The sequence below is a fragment of the Shewanella sp. genome (assembly GCF_048265805.1).
Taxonomy (GTDB): domain Bacteria; phylum Pseudomonadota; class Gammaproteobacteria; order Enterobacterales; family Shewanellaceae; genus Shewanella.
In genome coordinates, this window is sequence record NZ_JBLXAT010000020.1 from 63,576 (window position 1) to 86,163 (window position 22,588).

At 48.7% G+C, this 22,588-nt stretch carries 20 protein-coding genes; 13 read left to right on the forward strand and 7 right to left on the reverse strand.

Annotation, left to right across the window (positions count from 1 at the left end):
• Positions 1 to 104 precede the first annotated feature (104 nt).
• Positions 105 to 647, reverse strand: a complete 543-nt coding sequence (locus ACN0TT_RS14220; protein WP_417762811.1) for an LON peptidase substrate-binding domain-containing protein — start codon at positions 645 to 647, stop codon at positions 105 to 107.
• A 157-nt stretch (positions 648 to 804) separates the two neighbouring features.
• On the opposite strand from ACN0TT_RS14220, the gene ACN0TT_RS14225 reads away from it, so the two are divergent.
• A complete protein-coding gene (locus tag ACN0TT_RS14225) occupies positions 805 to 1,419 on the forward strand; it encodes a class I SAM-dependent methyltransferase (protein WP_417762812.1) in 615 nt (204 codons plus the stop codon).
• Here the strand turns inward: ACN0TT_RS14225 and ACN0TT_RS14230 are convergent.
• Entirely contained in the window at positions 1,416 to 1,985 is a 570-nt protein-coding gene (locus ACN0TT_RS14230) for a lipocalin family protein (protein ID WP_417762813.1), read from the reverse strand. The genes ACN0TT_RS14225 and ACN0TT_RS14230 overlap by 4 nt on opposite strands.
• 152 nt (positions 1,986 to 2,137) lie before the next feature.
• Between ACN0TT_RS14230 and ACN0TT_RS14235 the strand changes: the two genes are divergently transcribed.
• Positions 2,138 to 3,079 carry a chemotaxis protein CheV gene (locus ACN0TT_RS14235; RefSeq protein ID WP_417762814.1) on the forward strand — a complete coding sequence of 314 codons (942 nt, stop codon included), beginning with the start codon at positions 2,138 to 2,140 and terminating at the stop codon, positions 3,077 to 3,079.
• Here the strand turns inward: ACN0TT_RS14235 and ACN0TT_RS14240 are convergent.
• Both ACN0TT_RS14240 and ACN0TT_RS14245 read right to left on the reverse strand, forming a co-directional pair.
• Positions 3,064 to 3,708 carry a hypothetical protein gene (locus ACN0TT_RS14240; protein ID WP_417762815.1) on the reverse strand — a complete coding sequence of 215 codons (645 nt, stop codon included), beginning with the start codon at positions 3,706 to 3,708 and terminating at the stop codon, positions 3,064 to 3,066. The two genes, ACN0TT_RS14235 and ACN0TT_RS14240, sit on opposite strands and share 16 nt — an antisense overlap.
• A gap of 9 nt (positions 3,709 to 3,717) precedes the next feature.
• On the reverse strand, positions 3,718 to 4,077 hold the full coding sequence (locus ACN0TT_RS14245) for a DUF2750 domain-containing protein (RefSeq protein WP_417762816.1): 360 nt from the start codon (positions 4,075 to 4,077) through the stop codon (positions 3,718 to 3,720).
• Between the two features lie 208 nt (positions 4,078 to 4,285).
• Between ACN0TT_RS14245 and ACN0TT_RS14250 the strand changes: the two genes are divergently transcribed.
• The 4 genes from ACN0TT_RS14250 to ACN0TT_RS14265 all read left to right on the forward strand — a co-directional run bounded on the left by ACN0TT_RS14250 (position 4,286) and on the right by ACN0TT_RS14265 (position 7,325).
• Positions 4,286 to 5,491: a lytic murein transglycosylase gene (locus ACN0TT_RS14250; protein ID WP_417762841.1), complete on the forward strand. Its 1,206-nt coding sequence runs from the start codon at positions 4,286 to 4,288 to the stop codon at positions 5,489 to 5,491.
• Between the two features lie 75 nt (positions 5,492 to 5,566).
• The gene (locus ACN0TT_RS14255; RefSeq protein WP_417762817.1) at positions 5,567 to 6,439 is read left to right on the forward strand and encodes a WYL domain-containing protein; all 873 of its coding nucleotides are present in this window, start codon (positions 5,567 to 5,569) and stop codon (positions 6,437 to 6,439) included.
• An 87-nt stretch (positions 6,440 to 6,526) separates the two neighbouring features.
• The gene (locus ACN0TT_RS14260; protein WP_417762818.1) at positions 6,527 to 7,009 is read left to right on the forward strand and encodes an FKBP-type peptidyl-prolyl cis-trans isomerase; all 483 of its coding nucleotides are present in this window, start codon (positions 6,527 to 6,529) and stop codon (positions 7,007 to 7,009) included.
• A gap of 82 nt (positions 7,010 to 7,091) precedes the next feature.
• Complete coding sequence (locus tag ACN0TT_RS14265; RefSeq protein ID WP_417762819.1) at positions 7,092 to 7,325, forward strand: DUF3389 family protein; 234 nt, start codon at positions 7,092 to 7,094, stop codon at positions 7,323 to 7,325.
• Between the two features lie 4 nt (positions 7,326 to 7,329).
• Here ACN0TT_RS14265 and ACN0TT_RS14270 read toward each other — a convergent pair whose 3' ends face one another.
• Positions 7,330 to 8,337 (reverse strand): glutathione S-transferase family protein, encoded by a 1,008-nt coding sequence (locus ACN0TT_RS14270; protein ID WP_417762820.1) that lies wholly within the window; start codon positions 8,335 to 8,337, stop codon positions 7,330 to 7,332.
• Between the two features lie 595 nt (positions 8,338 to 8,932).
• On the opposite strand from ACN0TT_RS14270, the gene ACN0TT_RS14275 reads away from it, so the two are divergent.
• Both ACN0TT_RS14275 and tehB read left to right on the forward strand, forming a co-directional pair.
• Positions 8,933 to 9,385, forward strand: a complete 453-nt coding sequence (locus ACN0TT_RS14275; protein ID WP_417762821.1) for an Hsp20 family protein — start codon at positions 8,933 to 8,935, stop codon at positions 9,383 to 9,385.
• Between the two features lie 84 nt (positions 9,386 to 9,469).
• Positions 9,470 to 10,312 (forward strand): tellurite resistance methyltransferase TehB, encoded by an 843-nt coding sequence (gene tehB, locus ACN0TT_RS14280; protein WP_417762822.1) that lies wholly within the window; start codon positions 9,470 to 9,472, stop codon positions 10,310 to 10,312.
• A 76-nt stretch (positions 10,313 to 10,388) separates the two neighbouring features.
• Here the strand turns inward: tehB and cysK are convergent, their stop codons facing one another.
• Positions 10,389 to 11,357 (reverse strand): cysteine synthase A, encoded by a 969-nt coding sequence (cysK, locus tag ACN0TT_RS14285; RefSeq protein ID WP_417762823.1) that lies wholly within the window; start codon positions 11,355 to 11,357, stop codon positions 10,389 to 10,391.
• A gap of 618 nt (positions 11,358 to 11,975) precedes the next feature.
• On the opposite strand from cysK, the gene ACN0TT_RS14290 reads away from it, so the two are divergent.
• A complete protein-coding gene (locus tag ACN0TT_RS14290; protein ID WP_417762824.1) occupies positions 11,976 to 14,546 on the forward strand; it encodes an EAL domain-containing protein in 2,571 nt (856 codons plus the stop codon).
• Positions 14,547 to 14,574: 28 nt separating this feature from the next.
• Here ACN0TT_RS14290 and cysZ read toward each other — a convergent pair whose 3' ends face one another.
• Positions 14,575 to 15,345 (reverse strand): sulfate transporter CysZ, encoded by a 771-nt coding sequence (gene cysZ / locus ACN0TT_RS14295; protein ID WP_417762825.1) that lies wholly within the window; start codon positions 15,343 to 15,345, stop codon positions 14,575 to 14,577.
• Positions 15,346 to 15,554: 209 nt separating this feature from the next.
• On the opposite strand from cysZ, the gene ACN0TT_RS14300 reads away from it, so the two are divergent.
• The 4 genes from ACN0TT_RS14300 to ACN0TT_RS14315 all read left to right on the forward strand — a co-directional run bounded on the left by ACN0TT_RS14300 (position 15,555) and on the right by ACN0TT_RS14315 (position 22,529).
• A complete protein-coding gene (locus ACN0TT_RS14300; RefSeq protein WP_417762826.1) occupies positions 15,555 to 18,968 on the forward strand; it encodes an AAA family ATPase in 3,414 nt (1,137 codons plus the stop codon).
• 22 nt (positions 18,969 to 18,990) lie between these two features.
• Positions 18,991 to 19,905: a cell division protein ZipA gene (gene zipA / locus ACN0TT_RS14305; protein WP_417762827.1), complete on the forward strand. Its 915-nt coding sequence runs from the start codon at positions 18,991 to 18,993 to the stop codon at positions 19,903 to 19,905.
• A 62-nt stretch (positions 19,906 to 19,967) separates the two neighbouring features.
• On the forward strand, positions 19,968 to 21,971 hold the full coding sequence (ligA, locus tag ACN0TT_RS14310) for an NAD-dependent DNA ligase LigA (protein WP_417762828.1): 2,004 nt from the start codon (positions 19,968 to 19,970) through the stop codon (positions 21,969 to 21,971).
• 87 nt (positions 21,972 to 22,058) lie between these two features.
• Positions 22,059 to 22,529 (forward strand): DUF2919 domain-containing protein, encoded by a 471-nt coding sequence (locus tag ACN0TT_RS14315; RefSeq protein WP_417762829.1) that lies wholly within the window; start codon positions 22,059 to 22,061, stop codon positions 22,527 to 22,529.
• Positions 22,530 to 22,588 lie beyond the last annotated feature (59 nt).

The following is a 22,588-nucleotide window of genomic DNA, read 5'->3' on the forward strand; positions in this document are numbered from 1 at the left end:
CGAATGCTCATGGAATAAGGTTAGTTCCTAGTTGAATACGTGGCAGTATTTCCGCCATATTTTCACAGCAATACATCCATATACGTAGTGGCAATATGTATCGATCACTGCAGCAGTTGTTTTAATAGCTCTCGGGTCATATTGGCATCCTTCTGACACATCAGTTGCTGTTTTGCTTGTAGGTTGATTGGCAGGATCTCCAACCAACGCTGGCAGATCCACGTCATGCTCTGCGACTTACTATTAGCCTGATAGGCTATCGGTAATAGCGGTGTCAGTAACTCCGCCAGTTGCTGTTCTTTGGGCGTGTGGATTGAGTGTTCCGGCCACGCTGGCAGCAATTCTACATTGCCACGCTTAAGACCGTCACTTTCCACGGTAAAACTCACTAATCGAAATCGCTGTTTTCCTTTAATCATGATGCCCAACAGACCATCATCGCGACGTTTAAAGTCGACAATTTCCGCAATGCAGCCGACATCAAACAGTTGTTGACTGGCTGCGTCAAAAGGCGACACGCCAAAGCCGAGGCCATTACGGCTTGCTTCGGTGACTAAGCGTTGATAGCGCGGTTCAAAAATGCGTAATTCAGCCAATCCTTCCGGCATCAAACAAATGGGTAACGGGAACAATGGTAGCGTCAGCATAGCGATGCAAATGGCCAAGCAAGTGAATGAGATGCTATTGATTACGAAGGCCACGTCAAGGCCGATCACCTATATTGCAATTATGACATTTACTCGTCATCGTTTTACCATATGCTGATATAGCGAAAGCCATTATCAACTAGCTGCAGGAGCCGTTATGAAGTTGAATAGATTGGAACGCATGGTTGTTAGACACCCCTTGAGACATTGGGTACAACGCTCGGTGGAACAGCCATTATTGCTGCGATTATTTGACAATAATATACCGCCCATCCATAGCGCATTAGAGATTGGTTGTGGTTTTGGTCAAGGGATTCAATTAATTCGTAATGGTTTTGGCGCCTCCAGAATTACCGCGATGGATCTCGATGAAGAGATGTTGACCTACACTGCGCAACGCTACTCGGATAGCCCTTGGTTGCAGGTAGTTCAAGCGGACGCCACCCGTTTACCGTTTGACGGTGCGGCGTTTGAATTGGTATGTGACTTTGCGGTATTCCACCATATTCCCGATTGGCAAGCTGCGGTAGCTGAAGTATTTCGAGTGCTTAAACCCGGTGGGGCGTTTGTGATTGAAGAGTTGTATCGCGCTGCTATTTGTAACCCTATCAGTAAGCGCTTATTCGAGCACCCACAGCAAAACCGCTTTAATCATGCCGAGTTAAAACAATGCCTAGAGGCGGTGGGCTTTAGAGTGAAGAAAGCGCAGCAACTGCCGGGATTGGCGGGCATTACTCTGGCAATAAAGCCCGCCGAACAACCGTTGGATTAATGTGTTTGTGGTGATTGGTCGACCCAAATCAGTTGTTGCGTATCGACACCTAGTGCTGCTGCCTTGGTGACCAATTGCTGCTTGATGGATTCATCAATATGCGGCGTGCGCGCTAAAATCCACATGTAGCTAGTGTCTGGGCCGATCACTAAGCTAACTTGGTATTGTTCATCAGCGGTTGGTTGCTGCGGAACAATGGCGTGAATTTGATAGGCACCATAGAACGGCCGGAAAAAACTCACTTTTAGTCGGCCGGTTTGCTCGCCATCGGTAAAGTAGGCGATACCTTCGGCACTTTGCCATTTTTTTTCCTCGGGGTCGTAGCCGCGGTTGATCACTTTGATGGCATCATCGTCCTGCTGATACTCGGCAGTGACTTGAGTAAGGCCACGTTCAAATGAGTGATCTAATCGAGCGATTTCATACCATTTGCCAAGATATTGATTGGCGTCAAAAGGTTGCACAACAGCCACTTTATTGTCGATTATGGTGCATCCCATCTGCCAAAATATTGCAGTAGTCAACAATGCACCACGTAAAAAAAGTGCTATATTTCTATTCATCATGTTGATTCTCCACGTGATTTAATACCTATTTTGCATTATGGTTAGTCGATTAGACACGAATAAATTTGCATTGGCTCAATATGCAACTCAGGCTAACGCACTATAATTAATGCAATAAAATACCCTAAGCAGTACGAAGGACTAGAACATTTATGGCAAATTTATTGGACTCAGTTGATTTACGTACCCAACTGGTTGGTGAAAACCGCTTGGAATTATTGCTGTTTCGAATTAGCTCAACTCAGCTCTATGCCATTAACGTGTTTAAAGTCAAAGAGGTGGTGAAAGTCCCACATCTTTCGGCGATGCCGGGTAGCCATCCTTGTATCTGCGGCGTGGCTAATATTCGCGGCACGTCAATTCCGGTGATCAATCTCCGTCAAGCTATCGGCTTTAGTGCGATGGATATGAACGAAGACTGTAATCTGATCATCACTGAATATAACCGTTCGGTGCAGGGATTTTTAGTGGGTAAGGTGGAGCACATCGTCAATATGACGTGGCAAGATATTATGCCACCGCCACGTAATGCTGGTCGCAATCACTATCTTACTGCGATTACGCGGATGGAGCATGAAGGCAGACAAACCTTAGTGTCGATTATTGACGTAGAAAAAGTGTTGGCCGAAATCATTAACTACGATATTCGCTTGTCAGAAGAGGTGCTGGATGAACAGTTAGTACCGTATATGCCAGGTCGGAAAATTCTGATTGCTGATGACTCCTCCACCGCACGCCGTCAGGTAAAAGATACCTTAGGTCAGCTTGGTATTGAGGTGTTAGAAACCAATGATGGTGCTGAAGCTTTGAATCTGCTTAAGAGCTGGGCGGATAGCGGTAAAACGGTGACGGATGAGATTCTGATGCTGATCACTGACGCGGAGATGCCATCAATGGATGGTTATCGTCTGACGCACGAAATCCGTCAAGATAAGCGGATGTCCAAACTGTTTATTACCCTGAATACTTCGCTCAGCGGCAGTTTCAACAATGCCATGGTGGAAAAGGTGGGGTGTGATCGGTTTATCTCTAAATTCCAACCCGATCTACTGGTGCAAGTAGTGCAAGAGCGCTTACGTCAGATTGTCGACTGATCATCGAGCAGCTCTTGAATCACTGTACGTTTGACTTTGGCGTTGGAGACAATATGGATCCGCGCCAGTCTCACGGCATAGCCAAAACGGGCTTTGCCCACCACCGCGACCACTCCGCTAAGAAAGTCTTTATCTAACGCCAGTTGACGGCAGTAATGCTCGATGGCGGCAAATACTGAACTGTACTGTACCCCGTCAAACTGAAACTCGGTATCGTTGATGCTGATTGGTTGCGGTACGCCGTTAACGCTGATCGGCCAACCAGCAAAATTGATGCGGTCACGCGCTACTTCGTACATAAACCATGCACTTTGCTGAAAGCTTTGTAAGGTTCGGCAGGTGAAGTCCGCTTCTTCTAACTCCTCTTTGGTCCAGTTAAGGCCAATAGCAAGATGCTTGGCGTAGCGTTTCATCAACGCATCTTTGACAGCAACGCGGCATTCAGCATAAGAGGTAAGTAGTTGTTGGCGGGCAAGCAGGCGGCATTCTTTACAGCTGGGAATATCAATGGTGCGGTATTCTGCTACCGCAAAGGGATACTCCAGCTGCTGATTGCAAGGTTCACCGCAAAACCAGCAGATGTGGCGATGCTCAAACGGAATGTCAATCAGCACACTAGAGTCAGACAAAACAGCAAGTTACTCGGCTTCGATATCGGCTAACGCTTTCGCGAATTCGATAGGTTCCAGCTCTTCACAGTTTTCATCACCTTGCCAGTCAATACCGATGGTGACGCCATCTTCGTTCAGGTCTTCAACCCAGAATTCTAAGAACTCTTCAATGCTGATTGGGGTTGGCGTAAATTCTTGCCATTCATCGTTACATTGGGCCGCCGCCAGCTCTTGTGATGACCACAATGGCATAACGTCAGTATCTTCATACATGGTTGAATCGCAGACAACCCAACCTTCACCAGCTTCGTCTTGCAGAGCCCACAACGTTTGGTATTCCTGCGCGTTTTTAATAAAGCCAGCCAGTACCGCGGAGATTTCACTCATGTTAATGATTCCTTAATAGGTTATTGCCGCCATTATACGGAATGCGGCGATGTGACCAAGTAAATCTTACGTAGATTTTCTATCTGCTCAAAAAAACACTGATCGTTAACGCAAACACGAATTTGCAGTTAAAAATTCAGTAGGCAATGTTAGGATGATGGCCGATACGACGCTGAACTTTTACAGGAGGCTGTCAGTGTTCAAAAAGATGACTTTGGTCGTGGCCATGCTCGCCGCGCCCACCTGGGCTAATGCCGCAGATACCGATGTGACACAAGAGATTGCACAGGTCACGGCGGACTTTCCGCAATGTTTGCAATCCTTTGCCGAGCAAGCCAAAGCGCAGGGCGTTACCGACGCCACTCTCAACACTCATCTGAAAAACCTCAAAGTGGTTAATCGCGTGATTGAACTCGACCGCAAACAGCCTGAGTTCACTTCAACCTTTGCTGGTTATTTTAATCAGCGGGTGACCGATTGGCGCGTCCAGAAGGGCCGTGAGTATTTGGCAGAGCATCGAGCCTTGTTGGACAAGCTGTCACAGCAATATGGCGTGCCTGCGCAATACCTGCTGGCGTTTTGGGGCATGGAAACCAACTTCGGCGGTTATAAAGGTAAAATGCCGGTATTGGACTCGTTAGCCACTTTGGCGTGTGACCACCGCCGCAGTAGTTTCTTTACCAAAGAGTTGATCACTGCGTTACAGCTGAGCCAGAAATACGATTTCCCCGCGGAAAAAATGCAAGGTTCTTGGGCGGGCGCCATGGGGCATACTCAGTTCATGCCTAGCGCTTATGCCAGTTATGCGGTCGATGCTGATGGTGACGGTAAAGCTGACTTATGGAACAGCACCGAAGATGCCTTAGCCTCTGCCGCGAACTTTTTGCAGCACCTAGGTTGGCAGCGTAATCAGCGTTGGGGCAGGGAGGTGCTACTGCCACAAGCGTTCGACTTTAATTTAATTGGTCAGACGAAGTCACTCAGCGAGTGGCAAAAGCTTGGGCTGAAAGAAGCCAATGGCAGTGTACTGCCGGTGGCTGATATGACCGCTACGCTGTATCTGCCGGCAGGACATCAGGGACCAGCGTTTATTGGCTACGACAATTTTGAAGTGATTAAACGTTGGAACCGTTCTGATTTCTACGCTATCAGCGTAGGGCATCTCGCCGACCGTATTGTTGGTGCGGGCAAACTCGCCAAGGCACCGCCAGAGCAACAACGGCGTAGCCGCGAGCAGATAAAAACCTTGCAGCAAAAGCTCAATGAATTGGGCTTTGATGCGGGTAAACCCGACGGTATTCTCGGTAGCAATTCGCGCCAGAGTTTACGGGCGTTTCAAGCAAGTAAAGGTTTGATACCCGATGGATTTCCTGACGATGATACCTTTGCAGCTTTAGGTATCACGAGTTCTTGATAATCAAAATGATTGCCAGATGATGGGCTTTTAGTTAAGGTTGCACCATTGTTAACACCTTAAGGAAGCCCGTTAATGTCTCGTCTGGACGAACTCAATCACGCGCAAAAGCAGCGCCTCGCCTTTATCGACTTCTGTTTGCAGTACTTCGGCCAGATCAGTCGGCAAGATTTAATTACCAAATTTGCTACGGGTTTAGCCGCCGCCACCCGTGATCTCGCCTTGTATCGTGAATTGGCGCCTAACAACCTCAAATTGGTGCACCCGACACGGCATTATCAGCGGCAAGCGCAATTCAGTGCACTGTTTGAGCATAACCCGCAGGCCATCCTCAGTGGCTTAGCCAGTGGTTTTGGTGATGGCTTATCGCAACCATTAGTGCCGAGCCAAGTGTGTATTGATGCACAGCAACTTATTCATCCGCAGCCAGATATTATTGCAGCCGTAATGCGCGCGATTCAGCAAGGCGTAGCGTTGCAGATTAGCTATGTCTCGACCTCATCGGGTGAAAATGTGCGAGAGATTGTGCCTCATCGATTGATTAACAATGGGCAGCGTTGGCATGTGAGAGCCTATGACCGCACACACCAGCAGTTTACGGATTTTGTGGTAACAAGGATTAAGCAAGTACGCAAAGAACAACTTGAAGTGGCGGCGCATGAGCAGCCAGCCGCCGATACCGCGTGGTTTACGCCAGTCGAGCTAGTGGTGGTACCACATCCCAGTTTGCGTCACCCAGAAGCTATTGCGCTGGACTACGGTATGCGTGATGGTCAGTTGATTTTGCAATCTAATGCCGCACTTGCTGCCTACCTGCTGCGCAGTTGGAGTGTCGATTGTTCACAAGCGCATAAAATCACTTCAGGTGTGTGCCAGTTGGCGCTAAAAAATCATGCAGTGCTGCAACAACTCGAGCATCTGTCGATTGTGCCGGGCGCTGGCCAATAGTTTAGTTTGTATTTCGCATCTTCTCGCACCTACGGTGGACCTTTGCTAAACTAGCGCGAAATTTTTTGCTGGCTTAAAGGAACAACCATGACTATTGCTAAAGGCAAAGTGGTACAACTGAACTATACCCTGCGTGATGAACAAGGTGACGTGCTGGAAACCAACGAAGGTAGCGCTCCAATCGCTTATCTGCATGGTTACAACGGTATGATGGTAGGTATTGAGAAAGCGCTGGAAGGTAAGGCCGAAGGTGATAGCTTTTCTGTAACGCTGCCAGCCAGTGAAACCTATGGTGAACGTCAAGCCGATGCTGAACAACGTGTTTCGGTAAAACACCTGCAAGGCGCTAAAGTGTGGAAGCCCGGCATGGTGGCAGTGGTTAATACTGACCAAGGCCAACGTCAAGTGACCGTACTGAAAGCGGGTAAATTTATGGTGACTGTGGATACTAACCATCCATTAGCTGGCCGTGAGTTGACCTTTGACCTAAGTGTTGCTGGCGTGCGTGATGCGTCAGAAGAAGAGATTGCACATGGTCACGTCCATGGCGCGGGTGGTCATCACCACTAAGCACAGCAGTGCGAATGGTTTGATAAAAAGCCCGTATTTACGGGCTTTTTTAATCGGTTGATTGCCACACAAAGGAGCAACTATGTTGCTGAATCTTAGCCACGCCAAATTGATCTTAACGCCGCAGCAACTGCAAGTGCGCTTGCAGCCATCCGGTGCGGTGTTAGGTGTGTTTGCTGACGATCTGCGGCTGATTGGCACTGCCAATCTCATCGTTGCCAATGTCGGCTCAGTCAGTTGGCAGTTGCCATTGGAAAATGACGAGCAACTACAGCAAGTGGCCGATTTTTATGGCATTGCTGTAGAAACTCGATAAACGGTTACTTCAGACTATCCCGGTGGTGCGGCGCGGTGAAATCCAGCGCTGGCCCCTTCGGTACTACCCGCGTCGGATTGATACTATCGTGGCTGTAATAGTAGTGCTGTTTGATGTGCTCAATATCCACGGTGCTGGCGATACCAGGCTGTTGATACAGCTCGCGCACATAAGCGGATATGGCGGGATAGTCGGCGATACGGCGCAAGTTCGTTTTGAAATGACCAAAATACACCGCATCAAAACGGATCAACGTCGTAAATAAGCGCCAATCCGCCTCAGTGAGCTGGCTGCCGACTAAGTAGCGCTGTTGGCTCAGGTGCTGCTCAAGTTTGTCCAAGGCGGCGAACACATCATCAAACGCTTGTTCATACGCGGTTTGCTGCGTGGCGAAGCCCGCGCGATAAACGCCATTATTGATATTAGGGTAAATCAGCGCATTCCATTCATCGATTGCTGTTTGCAATGCCGCGGGATAGTAATCCGTGGTGTTGCCGGTCAGTTCATTAAATGCGCTATTGAACATGCGGATGATATCGGCAGATTCATTGCTAACGATAGTATTTTGCTGTTTATCCCATAACACCGGTACGGTCACACGGCCGCTGTATTCACTGTCGGCTTCAAGATACAGCTGATACAAAAACGACTTATCAAAGAGTGGATCGGCCTCCGCCCCCGCAATGTGATGAGCGTTCTCTGATTGGTTCGGGCCGGCAAATTCCCAGCCGTTGGCCAGCATATGCGGTTCCACCACTGTGACGGGAATTAGCTGCTGTAACTGCTTCAATTCGCGAAAGATCAGCGTGCGATGCGCCCAAGGGCAGGCTAACGATACATAAAGATGATAGCGGTTGGCTTCCGCTTTAAAGCCTGCTTTGCCCGTGGCTCCGGCGCTGCCATCGGCGGTGATCCAATTTCTGAATTGGGCATTCTCTCTGACAAACTTGCCATCGGTTTTCTCGGTGTCGTACCACTGATCGACCCACTTGCCTGCTTGTAGTAATCCCATAACATCACCTTTGTAGCTGTAAGAGTGACTAGTGTATAAACGATTTATGCATATAAAAAGCCGCTAATATGGGCTGTTGAGTTCGATTAATTAGAACTATTTGGTGATATCTAGGGGCTGTTTATCTTTAGTGTTTAATTGTTGTTCAAGTTAAACGCATTATGAGCAAGGCGCAGCCAGTGACGCTTTTTCAACTAAGCAAACTGGAGGCAACAAAGTTCAGGATGCGTTTAAATGAACCCTTCGGGCAGTGACAGAGCGCCATTTTTTCAGCGTTAGGTGATATTTGTGGAGAATAACTCCACGGCACATCACCTGCCTTGCCTAAATCACGCTCTGTCTACTGCAAAAACAACCAGCAAAGATAAACAGCCCCTAGCTTTAAGGCTGTCAGTATAAAAAGTGTTTGGTTAAAAAGTGTTCAAACAAAAAATAAATGACTTGAAAAGGTTTTGAGCCACCCCATTTATTCATTGTCGGCAGCGAAGAGCGCTACGACAAACCCAAAAGACCGTGCCATTGGGCGGTCGTGAACAGTCAGGGCGCGAACTATCGGCCCGTTATTTTGAACATATTGCTTACGAGGATATGAATTATGCGTAACTATGATTTAACCCCACTTTACCGCAGCGCCATTGGTTTTGATCGTCTGGCTCGTATGGCAGAAAACGCTGCCGCCAACAATGGTAATGCTGGCTATCCCCCATATAACATTGAACTGTTAGGTGACAACCAATACCGTATCACTATGGCTGTAGCAGGGTTTGCTATGGATGAGTTGGAAATCACCAGTGAAGGGGAAAAACTGCTGGTAAAAGGCACTAAAGCCGAGCAGCAAACAGAGCGTCAATATCTGTATCAAGGCATTGCCGAACGCGGCTTTGAACGGACATTCCAGTTGGCTGATTACGTCACTGTTGCTGGTGCCCATTTAGAAAATGGTTTGCTGAATATCGATTTAGTGCGAGAAATTCCAGAAGCGATGAAACCTCGCAAAATTGAGATCGGTTCCGGCAAAGTATTGGAAGCTGAACAACAAAGCGAATAAGCTAAGCTGATTCATTCGCGTAGTACAAAGCCAGTCTTCGTGACTGGCTTTGTCGTTGTTATGCCATTCTATTTTGAGGTTGCCATGTCCCAAGCATCGTTAGTTCCTTATCTCACCACTAGGGTTTCTGCCACTGAGTTACCTGCAAAACTGATTGATCTCGCCCTGACGACTGCAGCAAGTTGGCTAACATTTGAGATCAGTGCGGGATACATTGATGCGACTGTCGCGGGTAAACCGCAAAGACTCACCGTCGCCAGCCAACAAACACCGCTAGCGTTAGCGGAACTTAGCGATGTTGTGCCATCGGCCGATGCACAACTACAACTGACGCAATGGTGCAGTACTGAAGATTACTATGCCTACAAGCATCAATTGACACGCACTCATTCTGAAGTGATTGCAGCCATGCCGTATTTACAGGGTGGCAAAGCGTTGGATTTGGGGTGTGGTAACGGCCGTAATAGCTTGTATTTGAACCTTAAAGGGTTTGATGTACAGGGTTATGACCGTAATAGTTTGAGCATCGCCAATCTCAACCGCATTATCGACGCGGAGCAACTCAGTAACATTGCCGCTGCGGAGCAAGATTTGTCTAGCCTCGTTATTGAAGGCGACTATGATTTTATGCTCTCAACCGTTGTCATGATGTTTTTACCGCCAGCAACGGTGCCAAATTTAATTAGCCAGATGCAGCAACATACTAAAGTGGGTGGGTTGAACTTAATTGTGTCGGCTATGGACAGCGCCGATTACCCCTGTACAGTCGGCTTTCCTTTCTGTTTCAAAGAGAACGAATTACTCAACTATTATGCTGGTTGGGATATTGTGAAATACAATGAAAACGTCGGTGAGCTGCATAAACTGGACGAGCAGGGGAATCGTATCAAGCTCAGATTCGCCACTATGTTGGCGCGTAAACTGTAGCCAAACGTTAGCCATTAAAAAACCCGCATTACTTATTGAGTAGCGCGGGTTTTTTGTCAGCAAATCAACTCACTGCTTATTGCACGTTTTCCATATCGCCGAATTGACCGACGAACAGTGGAGAAGTCAGGTAGCGTTCTGCGGCAGATGGCAGAATAACCACGACTTGCTTACCAGCAAACTCTGGCAGTTCAGCAATGCGGTTAGCTGCTACAACGGCGGCACCTGAAGAGATACCCACTAAGATACCTTCTTCTTTCATCAAACGATGTGCCATTGCAATTGCGTCATCGCTGGTCACAGGTTCTACGCGGTCGATCAATTCCAAATCTAAGTTGCCAGGGATAAAGCCAGCGCCAATACCTTGGATTTTGTGTGGACCAGGTTGCACTGGTTGGCCTGCCAAAGTTTGAGCAATCACAGGTGATTCGGCTGGCTCAACCGCTACAGAGGTGATCGCTTTACCTTGGGTTTTCTTGATGTAGCGGCTAATACCAGTGATAGTACCGCCAGTACCTACCCCCGCCACGACCACATCTACTTTACCATCGGTGTCATTCCAGATTTCTGGACCGGTAGTTTTTTCGTGGATTTCTGGGTTAGCAGGGTTAGAGAACTGCTGCAGGATAATGTATTTGCTTGGATCGGCTTGGCGAAGTTCTTCTGCCTTTTCGATCGCGCCTTTCATTCCCTTAGCGCCTTCAGTTAACACTAAGTTTGCGCCAAGTGCTTTTAGCAATTTACGGCGTTCAAGGCTCATAGTGTTTGGCATGGTCAGGGTAAGTTTATAACCGCGGGCGGCTGCTACATAGGCAAGCGCAATACCGGTATTGCCAGAGGTTGGCTCAATCAGTTCCTTGTCTTTAGTGAGCAGGCCTTTCTTCTCAGCGTCCCAAATCATGTTGGCACCGATACGGCATTTAACGCTAAAGCTTGGGTTACGGGATTCAACTTTGGCTAGCACATTGCCGTTGCTAACACGATTTAAACGAACCAGCGGTGTGTTACCAATGGTATACGAGTTGTCATCGAAGATTTTGCTCATAGCTCAATAGCTCCTTTAATTAACACCTTTAGGATAATGCCCAAAGCGATGAAGAGAAGTGAATCTTTGTTCTTCTATATTCGATTTGGTTATTAGATTTACACTATTTATTTCTGAACTCACACGCAGCATTATAAATTAAGTAAAGATTAATATTTTCAATACCCTTAACTTGGCGCATGCATCATCTGGTTAAGCTTTTGCTTTAATGAATAAAGCTGCGTGGACACATAGCTTTCAGATGCAAGAACCCGTTTCCGCTAATGGTGAGCCCTTTGCAAAAACTGTTAGCCGCAGATGAATAGGTTTGCCTACCTACAACGAACGGGGATGAGAAACGCCCCGTATTACTGCATGAGCTAACTTGGTCACGCTCTAACATGCCCACTGTTGCTGATATCTGCGCTCAACTGCTGCTTACCATTCAGCGTGTCGCGCAGACGCGTCACACCTTGCTTAAATATTGTGAGAATTATTAATGAAAATGCACGTTTTTTAGGATACTTTGGCGTTCAAACACTAATCAAAAAAACAGCAGTTGCTTGAATGTTAGTGGTAACTTTCCTCATGTCCATTGTGGGGGCGGGTAAGACGGAAGTGGTCGACAAGGACGGACCAATGTCGCTGAGAACAAAGTTGTTGCTTACCGTATTTTCGGTGTTTGTTGGTGGTTTTGTTGTGATGCAAATTTTTATGTATCACACCATCAAACAGCAAGCCGAACATGAATTATTAGACTCTGCCAAACGGCTGCAGTCGGTATTAATGGCAACCCGCAGTGTCTATCAGCAGCAATTTGTTGCCAGTGGTCTGGCGGTAAATGAGCAAACACTAGGTTTTCTACCGGCACATGCGCTCAGTAAAATCTCAGCTGAGATCGGCCATTGGGAGGACGCTGGTTTTTCTTTCGATAATGTGTCCGATAATCCGCGGAACAGTGCTCACCAAGCCGATGCGGTTGAGCTGTCAGCCATCCAATCCTTTCGCCAACATCCTGAGCAGCGACAGCGTTTTTTGTCATTTGATAATAGCGCCGGACAACCTTATTACCTGTATGCACAGCCCATTCGTGCCGAAGCAAGCTGCTTAGAGTGCCATGGGGCTCAAGCAGATGCGCCAGCCTTTATTCGTGAACATTACACCAACGGCTATGACTATAAGCTCGGGGATTTGATGGGCATCGTCAGTATTAAGCTGCCTGCCGATATGCTGCGTCAACGCCTAGAGGAATTTTTCGTCAGCCAATTTGTGTGGCTGGCGATTGCGGGCTGTATTCTCGCATGGCTGTTGTTATATCTAAGCCAGCGCAATGTGATTAAACCGCTCAATATGCTTAATGATGCCATTCGACGCATGGAGCATGGCGTCACCGCCGATACATTGGTGCTGGAAGCGCTGCCCGGCGAATTTGAGCCCATCAGCCGCGCCTTTAATCAAATGGTGGAACATCTTAATACCAAGGATAACGCGCTAAAAGAGAGCGAGATGCGCTACCGCACCTTAGTCACTACTGCGCAAGAAGGGGTGATTCAAACCGATCAAACAGGCCGTATCACCTTTTGGAACCGCGGTGCGGAAGCCATTTTTGGTTATAAAGAGCAGGAGATCCTTGGTCGTTCGATTTCAACGCTGGTGCCACATGCGCAACGGGCAAAACATCAACAGGGTATGGAGCAGGTTCTGCGCGGTAAGGAACTACCATTTACTAAGAGCGTGATTGAGCTAGCAGCGCTATGCAAAGATGGTTCAGAGCGGCGGGTCGAACTATCGATGAATAGTTGGATGATGAAATACCAAGCGGTTTTTGTCGCCGTGGTGCGTGATGTAACCGAGCGTAAACAAGCTGAAGAGCAGATCCGTCAACTTGCATATTACGATCCGCTAACTGAACTGCCTAATCGGCGCATGTTAATGGAGCAATTTCGACAAGAGCTCAGCGCGAGCAGCAACAGTGGTCAGTATGGCGCGATATTGATGGCCGATTTAGATAACTTCAAAAACCTTAACGACACCTTCGGCCATGGTATGGGCGATAAGTTACTGGTCGAAGTTGCTAAACGCATTCGCGGGGTAATAGGTCCGAACGATACGGTATCGCGCCTCGGTGGCGATGAGTTCATCGTGCTACTTGGTCAGCTCGGTAAAGATCCGACACTCGCGCAGCAACGGGCGATGGACATGGCGCGAGAGATCAAATATCGCATCATACGGCCGTACCGCTTAGCGAGTGAACTGAAAGACTACAGCTGCACCGTTAGTATTGGCGGAGCCTTGTTCCTGGGGGCGCAAACGTCCATTGATACGCTGTTAACACATGTCGATATGGCATTGTATAAAGCCAAAGATGCTGGACGGGATGGCATTAAGTTTTTTGATGCCAGCATTCAACAGGAGTTGGCTCATCGTAATGTTATTGAAGGGGCGTTAAAACGCGCCGAAGCCTTGCAGCAGTTTCATTTGTTCTATCAACCGCAGGTGGATGCGCATGGCAAATTAATTGGCGCTGAAGCCTTACTACGCTGGACGAAAGAGGATGGCAGTGCGGTACCACCATCAGAGTTTATTCCCGTGGCTGAAGATAGCGGTTTGATTGAGTCGATCGGCGCGTGGGTCATCAAGGCCGCATGCGCTCAGTTAGTTCAGTGGCAGATGCTGCAACTACCGCACGATATCCATATAGCGATCAATGTCAGTGCCAAACAGTTTACCCATGTGAATTTTGTCTCGGAGTTGTTGATGACCCTATCGGTCACAGGCGCCGACCCGTATCGGCTCAAAATCGAGTTAACCGAGAGCGCTATTTTGCAGGATGTTCACGCCGCAAGAGAGAAAATTCTGCGACTCAAAGCGGCGGGCATACAATTCTCGCTAGATGACTTTGGTACCGGATATTCATCACTGGCGTACCTGAAACAGTTGCCCGTTGACCAACTGAAAATTGATCAATCATTTGTGCGCGATATTCTCAGTGATGAAAGCGATGCTGCCATTGTGCAGGCGATGCTCGCCATTTGCGAGTCGATGAATATTGAGGCGATTGCAGAAGGAGTAGAAACGCGCGAGCAACTGCAGTTCTTACTTAAACACGGTTGTCGTCGCTTCCAAGGTTATCTGTTAGGTAAGCCGATGAATGCGGAGCAGTTTGCTGAGCGTTATCTGTTGCCAAAGCGTAAAAAAAACGCCCACTAATAGTGAGCGTTGTTGTACTTAACGTGTGTTATTCCGGCGCGATGCGGTTATTGCGGTAGACTTCACGATATTTATCAACCCACATCGCCGTGGCACCACAAATCGCTACTGGCATCACGATAAAGTTCACAATCGGCACCATAGAGAACAGCGTGACGGCCACGCCAAAACTCATGCTGCTGCCACGTGTGCGTAATAACGCCTGCTTCATGTCGGCGAAAGTGACTTTGTGGTTATCAAATGGATAGTCGCAGTATTGAATCGCCATCATCCATGCGCTGAAGATAAACCACACCACTGGAAACACCGTTTGCCCGACCACCGGAATAAAAAACAGGATCAATACCAGCAGCGCCCGTGGCAGGTAGTATTTGAGTTTCTGCCACTCGCGGCCAAACACACGGGGTAGATCTTTGACCGCGTCCATCGCGCCACCAGTATAGAGTGGTTTGCCGGTGAGTAACTGCTCTACCTTTTCGGCTAACAAGCCATTAAATGGGGCGGCTATCCAGTTCATGATGGCGCTAAAGATAAATGAGAACACAATCAGAATCGCAATAATCAGCAGTGGCCAGAGCAGAAAACTGATCCAATCCAACCAGCTGGGCACTGAGGCATCAACCGATTGCATCAACTGTGAAAGGTAGTTAATTGCCAACATTAGCGCCCCAGCAAACAGCACCAAATTGCATAGCAATGGCACCACTACAAAGCGTCGTAGCCCTGGTTGTTTAATCAAACTAAATCCATCCATAAAATACTGAATGCCGCTTTTGGCGGGGGGAGCTGACACGTTCATAATTTATCCTTTCCATACAACATGGTGATATCTACCGATTTTGAGTAACCAAGCGTGCGAAAACAAGCAAAAAACGCCCAGTTAAACTAAAAAAAGGTTACAAAATACAGATGCTTTGTTAAAGTGATTTGCAAATAAAAATCGGCGCTAACAGGCTTTGATTAGCGTTAATATCAAGTAATTTCCTCTAAGCGGCACTTCGGCAACCCATGAGACTAAAACAGATAAAACTTGCTGGATTTAAGTCATTTGTCGATGCCACCAAAATTCCTTTTCTAAATTCTCTCACCGCTATTATCGGCCCGAACGGTTGCGGTAAATCGAATGTGATTGATGCCGTGCGCTGGGTATTAGGTGAAAGCTCGGCTAAAAATCTACGCGGTGATTCTTGGGCCGATGTGATTTTTAACGGTTCCCATGGCCGTAAGCCCGTATCGGTCGCCAGTGTCGAATTAGTCTTTGATAACAGCGAAGGCCGTATTGGTGGTCAGTATGCCAACTATAACGAGATTGCGCTAAAACGGCAGGTGTTGCGAGATGGCGATAATAGCTATTTTCTCAACGGCCAAAAGTGCCGCAAAAAAGATATTACCGATATTTTTATGGGTACCGGTTTGGGGCCTCGGAGTTATGCCATTATCGGGCAGGGCACCATCTCGCGGCTGATTGAGTGCAAGCCGCAAGAGCTGAGAGTGTTCATTGAGGAAGCTGCGGGTATTTCGCGCTACAAAGAGCGCCGCCGCGATACCGAAAACCGCATCCGCCATACCCGTGATAATCTCGATCGGTTAGGGGATATCCGCGCCGAATTAGGCAAACAGCTAGACAAACTCACCACCCAAGCCAATGCTGCGCGCCGCTATCGCGAGCTTAAACAGCAAGAGCGCCAGTTGCACGCACAGTTGCTAGTGATGCGTTACCTCGAGCTGCAACAGTTAGCAGAAGCAGAAAGTGCTGAAATTAGCCGCTTGGACACCTTGCTAGCCCAAGTACAGGCGCAGGCGGAGCAATTGGCACTGCAACTGACTGAGCTAAAATTGCAGCAAGATGACGTTGAAGATCTCGAAAGCCGCCAAGTGGCGCAGTTCTATCAAAGCAATACCGAGATAGCCAAGGTCGAGCAGCAAATTAGCTTTTTGCAAGAGCGTGATCAGCAATTAGCCAAAGAGCAGGCACGGCTACAGCAACAATTAACGGATAACGAAACACAACAGCAAACTGCTTCCGCGCAGCTCACTCGCTTGGCGGAGCGGCAGGCCGAGCTTTCACCGTTGGCTGAGCAAGCGGAAGAGATATACAGCGAGTTGACGTTGCAGCAGCAAACGCTGGATGAACAACTGGAGCAGTTGGCGGAGCAAGTGCGGCGAGCACGTACTGTGGCCAGCGAAGCGAAACATCGCCAAGAGTTAGCTTCCACTAAAGAGCAGCATTTCAAACAGCAGTTGGGGCGCGAGCAGCAGCAACTACAGCGGTTGCAGCAACAACTGGCCGCATCGAGCGAACAGTCTGATAGTGAAGTGAATGCGCTGCAGCAGCAACTGCAGCAAGTGCAGCAGAGTTTAGCCACTGTTACTGAACAGCTAGAGCAAGCTGACGCCGAGTTACAGCAGGTACAAACCGACGAGCAGGCACAACGTCATCAATGCGATGAGGCCAAGCAGCAAGTTAGTCAATTACAGCAGCGCCAGCAGTTGCTGGCCAATTGGCTTGCGGCGCAGCAGACCGAGCAGGCTGCTGACCTACCGCAACTGTGGCAGAAAGTGACGATTGCCCCCGGTTGGGAAGCGGCGGTAGAACATTGGTTAAAACCTCTATTACAGCAAGCATGGCTCGCTGATGCTAATAGCCAGCAGTCGGGCTTTGTAGCGACATCTACTCAGCAATGGGGGCCAATTGCTGTGCCAGCCAACTTTGCCCCTTGGTTGGCGCATTGGCAGTTTGCCGCAGATGAACAGGCGGCGCAGTCATTGTTGGCTGAGCTAACACCTCAGCAATTAATCTTGTGCCAAAGTGGTCGGCTGTTGGGGCAGGGAATTCAACTCACTGCCAATACGGCCAGTGGTGATTCGTTGGTACAGATGAACGCCGAGCTGGCGGAAATTGAGCACGCTCTGCCCAGCGCTGAAGCCTTGTTGCTGCAAAGCCAGCAAACGTGGCAACAGACACAATCGCAAAGTCGTGAGCTGACTGAACAGCTCAAGCGTTTACAGGCTGCGATGCAGCAAGCGCAAATACAGCAATCAAAAACAGCTGTTGAGCTAACAGCCGCGGAACGGCGCGTTACCGATGCCCAGCAGCAGCGTCAGCAATTACAAGCGGAGATTTCCGCCACTCAAGCGCGGATAACTGATGTTGAAATGGCGCTAGAGGCGTTAATTGAAGCGCAGTTTGCTGGAGACGATGAGCTGTATGAGCAACAACAACATGCGCAACGGCTTGAAGCGCAATTGCAAACGGCGCAGCAACAACGGCAAACTTTTAGAGGGCAGCTAAGTGACGCTGAGCGTAAAAGCCGTGAACTGGCGCGCCAAGCAAATGAGGTGCATACCGCGCACGCGTTGGCGCAGCAGCAAGTAACACAACTTAATGCGCAACATCAGGCGCTTACCGTGCAACTGCAGCAGTTGGTGCCCGTTAACTTTACCGATAATGCGCCGCAGCAAGTGGCCGAATTACAGCTAAAGTTACAGCAGTTACTCGCTACCCAAACGGCGCAACAACAGCAACTTGAACAAACGCGTGCCAAGCAAGCGGATTTACAAAATCAATACGATGCGATAGCAATCAAGCAAAAACAACAGCTTGGCGAGGCTGAGCACTTGACTCAGTCGATCAGCACGTTAAAGTTACGTCGCGAAGGTTTAAAAGGTCAGGCTGAAACCCAGTTGCAGTTGCTCACAGAGCAACAGTTGCGCGTTGATGAAGTCGCGCAACAAATTACGGCCGACGTGACCGTTGAACAACGGCAGCGAGATTTAGAAGGTATCCGTAATAATATCAGCCGATTAGGTGCTATTAACCTCGCGGCTATTGACGAATATGAGCAGCAGAAGCAGCGTAAAACTTATCTTGATGAGCAAGATCATGATTTAACGCAAGCGCTGACCAGCTTGGAAGAAGCGATTCGTCGTATCGACCGGGAAACTCGCAGTCGTTTTAAAGCGACGTATGAACAAGTCAATCAGGGGCTTGGCGAGCTGTTTCCTAAAGTATTTGGCGGTGGAAGTGCCTACTTAGCGTTAACCGATGATGACCTGTTAGACACAGGTGTGACCATCATGGCGCGGCCACCGGGTAAAAAGAACAGTACTATCCACTTACTTTCAGGTGGAGAAAAGGCGTTGACCGCTTTATCATTGGTGTTTGCTATTTTTAGGCTAAACCCCGCTCCATTCTGTATGTTGGATGAAGTAGATGCGCCATTAGATGACGCGAACGTAGATCGTTTTTGTCGATTACTGCAAGAGATGTCCAGTAGCGTTCAGTTTATCTATATTAGTCATAACAAAATTACTATGGAAATGGCCGATCAATTGATTGGTGTGACCATGCATGAACCGGGTGTTTCGCGGATTGTGGCGGTGAATATTGAACAAGCCGTCGCAATGGCAGATGCCGGATAATTACAGGAATTACAGGTTAGCAATGGAAGATTTACAGCCAGTTTTAATCGTGTTGAGTGCCGTGGCCATTATTGCAGTACTTGTTCACGGCTTTTGGTCTATCCGCAAACAACAGCCTAAGGGACTTAAAGATTCACCACTGACAGGTCGCAACCGCGAGGCCAGTCAAAACCGTGATCGCGAAGGCTTTGATGCCGATGGTATTGGTGAAGTGCGCGTGCGCAAAATGACCGCTGATGACCGTCCACCAAAACTGAAAACTACCAAGCGCCCTAAAATGGTCGCTGAACCTGCTGATGCCGATCCAGATCCGTTTGACACTGCAGAAGAAATGCCAGAAGACGTTGCGTTTGAATTATCTAGTGAACATAACGCTACTCGTGCGCCCAAAGCTAATCGTCATGAACCTCAGCTGAGCATTGAAGAGGAAGCCGTGGCGGAAGAAGAACCACAACTAGAGCTTGGTTTGGCCGAAGAAACGCCGGAAGACGTGGTGGAAGAGGTTGCAGATGATGAACCGCTACCTGCGCCACGCGATGTTTTGGCGCTGCATGTAGTGGCTCGTTCAGGGCAACAACTGAATGGTGCTGAGCTATTGCCAGCCTTATTAGCGCTTAACTTCAAATATGGCGAAATGCAGATTTTTCACCGTCATGAGGACAATGCCGGACACGGTAAAGTGTTATTTTCACTGGCTAACATGGTTAAGCCTGGGGTATTTGACCCAGACAACATGGAACAATTTACCACGCAAGGGATCGTGCTGTTTATGACACTGCCATGTTACGGCGATGCCTTGTTTAACTTCTCCAACATGCTCAATTCGGCCCAACAATTGGCTGATGATCTCGATGCACTACTGCTAGATGGCGAACGCAACATCTGGAGTAACGAGAGCAAAGCGGCTTATTTAGAGCGCATTCGAGCAAACGCCTAATTTCAGGCTTCTCCACATAGCTTAAGGCCGCAACAGCGGCCTTTTATTTATCGGATAGAGATATGGCAACCGTAGAACAACAGCTAGACGCACTCACGCAACAGATCAACGAACACAACATCCGCTACTACGTTGATGACAATCCGACCATTCCTGATGCTGAATACGATCGTTTGATGCAGCAGCTCAAAGCATTAGAAACTGAGCACCCGCATCTGCAACGCCCAGATTCACCTACATTGCGCGTTGGTGGTGCCGCGTTAGCTAAGTTCGAGCAAGTTGAACACTTACGGTCAATGCTGAGTTTGGATAACGTCTTCAGCGAAGAGGAGTTTACTGCGTTTCATCGCCGTGTGACCGAACGAGCAGGGCAAGTGCAGTACTGTTGTGAACCTAAGTTGGATGGCTTAGCGGTGAGTTTAGTGTATCGCGACGGCATGCTTGAGCGCGCGGCCACACGCGGTGATGGTGCAGTGGGAGAGAACATTACTGAGAACGTCCGCACTATTCGCTCGATCCCGTTAAAACTGCGTGGTGAAGGCTATCCGCCGTTGCTCGAGGTTCGCGGTGAAGTGTTTATGCCGCGTGCCGCGTTCGAAGCGTTAAATGAGCGTGCTCGCGCGCGCAATGAAAAAGTGTTTGTTAACCCGCGTAACGCGGCAGCGGGCAGTTTGCGTCAGCTAGATAGCAAAATTACCGCATCACGTTCTCTGGCATTTTATGCATACGCGCTTGGCGTTGTTGAACCGGAATCATTTGCCATGGCCGATAGCCATTATGGTCAGCTGCAACAGCTCAAAACCTGGGGTTTACCAGTCAGCAGTGAAACTAAGTTAGCGGACGATTTGGCCGGCGTGCAGCAGTATTACCAAGATATTCTCGAAAAGCGTCCGAGCTTAGCATTTGATATTGATGGTGTGGTGTTTAAAGTCAATGCAATTGCTGCTCAGCAGCAGTTGGGATTTGTCGCGCGAGCACCGCGCTGGGCGACAGCTTATAAGTTCCCAGCACAGGAAGAGTTGACCGTATTGGAAGGCGTTGACTTCCAAGTGGGCCGTACTGGTGCTGTGACTCCCGTCGCGCGTTTAAAACCGGTGTTTGTTGGTGGTGTAACCGTATCCAACGCTACTTTGCATAACGCCGATGAGATTGACCGCTTGGGCGTTAAAGTGGGTGACACCGTGATTGTACGGCGTGCTGGCGATGTTATCCCACAAATTGTGGCGATAGTGGCAGAGAAGCGCCCAGAAGACGCCAGCGATATTGTGTTCCCGAGCAGCTGCCCAGTCTGTAGTTCCTTGGTTGAGCGTGTTGAAGGCGAAGCCGTCGCACGTTGTACCGGTGGGTTGTTCTGTGCTGCGCAACGCAAAGAGGCGATCAAGCATTTTGCTTCTCGTAAAGCGTTAGATGTTGATGGGTTAGGTGACAAAATTGTCGAACAGTTGGTGGATCGCGAGCTGATCAAAAGCCCTGCCGATCTGTTCCGGCTTAGCGCTTCCACACTGACAACATTAGAACGTATGGGGCTGAAATCAGCCAATAATCTGGTTGCCGCACTGCAGGCGGCAAAAACGACCACGTTACCTAAGTTTCTCTACGCTCTAGGCATTCGAGAAGTGGGGGAGGCGACGGCAGCGAATTTAGCAAACCACTTTAAAACACTGGAACAGTTACAAAACGCCAGCGTTGAGCAACTGATTGAAGTGGAAGATGTGGGCACTGTGGTAGCGCAGCATGTTAAGCACTTCTTTGAACAAACCCATAACCTTGAAGTCATCGCCCAGCTGATCGACGCTGGAGTGAACTGGCCTGCTATCGAGTTGCCATCAGCAGACGAACAGCCGCTTAAAGGGCAAACTTGGGTGTTAACCGGTAGCTTAACTTCGTTAGGACGCACCGAAGCCAAAGCGAAATTGGAAGCGCTCGGTGCGAAAGTTGCGGGCAGCGTATCGAAGAATACCGATTGCGTGGTGGCTGGCGAAGCCGCTGGTTCTAAGCTGGCTAAAGCTACTGAGCTGGGCATCCGCGTGATAGATGAAGCCGAATTAATCTCAATTCTGGCGTGATAGGGGGATTTAGTGGGTATTATTCAGTTGAAAATGATGCCGATGATGCCCATTTAATAGGTTCCTGTTTCCGAATGAAACGCAGTTATGTATAGCTTTGAAGATGTTCGCTGGCTAGATGATAAAGGGCATGTGCGCCCGCCATTACTGCTCTATTTGCTGTTGTTATTTCTTGCTCGCGGTTGGTGCATCTTTGCTATGTCATTAAGTGACGGCAACGACCGCGCTAGCTTAGTCCGCCTATTTTTCCCTGAACGTATCGATTTCATGGTGTCATTGGCTGCTGGCGTCGGGGCGGTATTCCTGTTGTTCTTGGTGACCTGTGAGCGCCGACGTGACCCATCGTGGCTACAGCCACTATTTTCAAAGCTGCGACCGATGCTGTGCGGTTTGTTGCTGGTGGACGCCGTGTTGCTGTGGTTTCGACTTAAACATAATGGCTTTATGTTTGAATGGTCGATGGCATTAGACGGCTTACTGCTGTTTTGGTCGGCGTTATATGTGCAGGCTTCAAGACATTTGCGACTCTATGTGCGAGATTGGCAGGTGCATGAGTAGATATCGTTAGCATCGGTTAAGCGTTTATTTCTAATCGTTTTCGACTTTCACTTTCATAT

Bases quoted from the DNA above. Each gene is read 5' to 3' on its own strand.
- ACN0TT_RS14265 (WP_417762819.1), top strand. From the start codon at position 7,092: ATGTTGCTGAATCTTAGCCACGCCAAATTGATCTTAACGCCGCAGCAA.
- ACN0TT_RS14270 (WP_417762820.1), bottom strand. From the start codon at position 8,337: ATGGGATTACTACAAGCAGGCAAGTGGGTCGATCAGTGGTACGACACC.
- cysK (WP_417762823.1), bottom strand. From the start codon at position 11,357: ATGAGCAAAATCTTCGATGACAACTCGTATACCATTGGTAACACACCG.
- tehB (WP_417762822.1), top strand. From the start codon at position 9,470: ATGTCCCAAGCATCGTTAGTTCCTTATCTCACCACTAGGGTTTCTGCC.
- zipA (WP_417762827.1), top strand. From the start codon at position 18,991: ATGGAAGATTTACAGCCAGTTTTAATCGTGTTGAGTGCCGTGGCCATT.
- cysZ (WP_417762825.1), bottom strand. From the start codon at position 15,345: ATGAACGTGTCAGCTCCCCCCGCCAAAAGCGGCATTCAGTATTTTATG.
- ACN0TT_RS14290 (WP_417762824.1), top strand. From the start codon at position 11,976: ATGTCGCTGAGAACAAAGTTGTTGCTTACCGTATTTTCGGTGTTTGTT.
- ligA (WP_417762828.1), top strand. From the start codon at position 19,968: ATGGCAACCGTAGAACAACAGCTAGACGCACTCACGCAACAGATCAAC.
- ACN0TT_RS14275 (WP_417762821.1), top strand. From the start codon at position 8,933: ATGCGTAACTATGATTTAACCCCACTTTACCGCAGCGCCATTGGTTTT.
- ACN0TT_RS14230 (WP_417762813.1), bottom strand. From the start codon at position 1,985: ATGATGAATAGAAATATAGCACTTTTTTTACGTGGTGCATTGTTGACT.
- ACN0TT_RS14255 (WP_417762817.1), top strand. From the start codon at position 5,567: ATGTCTCGTCTGGACGAACTCAATCACGCGCAAAAGCAGCGCCTCGCC.
- ACN0TT_RS14220 (WP_417762811.1), bottom strand. From the start codon at position 647: ATGCTGACGCTACCATTGTTCCCGTTACCCATTTGTTTGATGCCGGAA.
- ACN0TT_RS14225 (WP_417762812.1), top strand. From the start codon at position 805: ATGAAGTTGAATAGATTGGAACGCATGGTTGTTAGACACCCCTTGAGA.
- ACN0TT_RS14250 (WP_417762841.1), top strand. From the start codon at position 4,286: ATGACTTTGGTCGTGGCCATGCTCGCCGCGCCCACCTGGGCTAATGCC.
- ACN0TT_RS14300 (WP_417762826.1), top strand. From the start codon at position 15,555: ATGAGACTAAAACAGATAAAACTTGCTGGATTTAAGTCATTTGTCGAT.
- ACN0TT_RS14315 (WP_417762829.1), top strand. From the start codon at position 22,059: ATGTATAGCTTTGAAGATGTTCGCTGGCTAGATGATAAAGGGCATGTG.
- ACN0TT_RS14260 (WP_417762818.1), top strand. From the start codon at position 6,527: ATGACTATTGCTAAAGGCAAAGTGGTACAACTGAACTATACCCTGCGT.
- ACN0TT_RS14245 (WP_417762816.1), bottom strand. From the start codon at position 4,077: ATGAGTGAAATCTCCGCGGTACTGGCTGGCTTTATTAAAAACGCGCAG.
- ACN0TT_RS14235 (WP_417762814.1), top strand. From the start codon at position 2,138: ATGGCAAATTTATTGGACTCAGTTGATTTACGTACCCAACTGGTTGGT.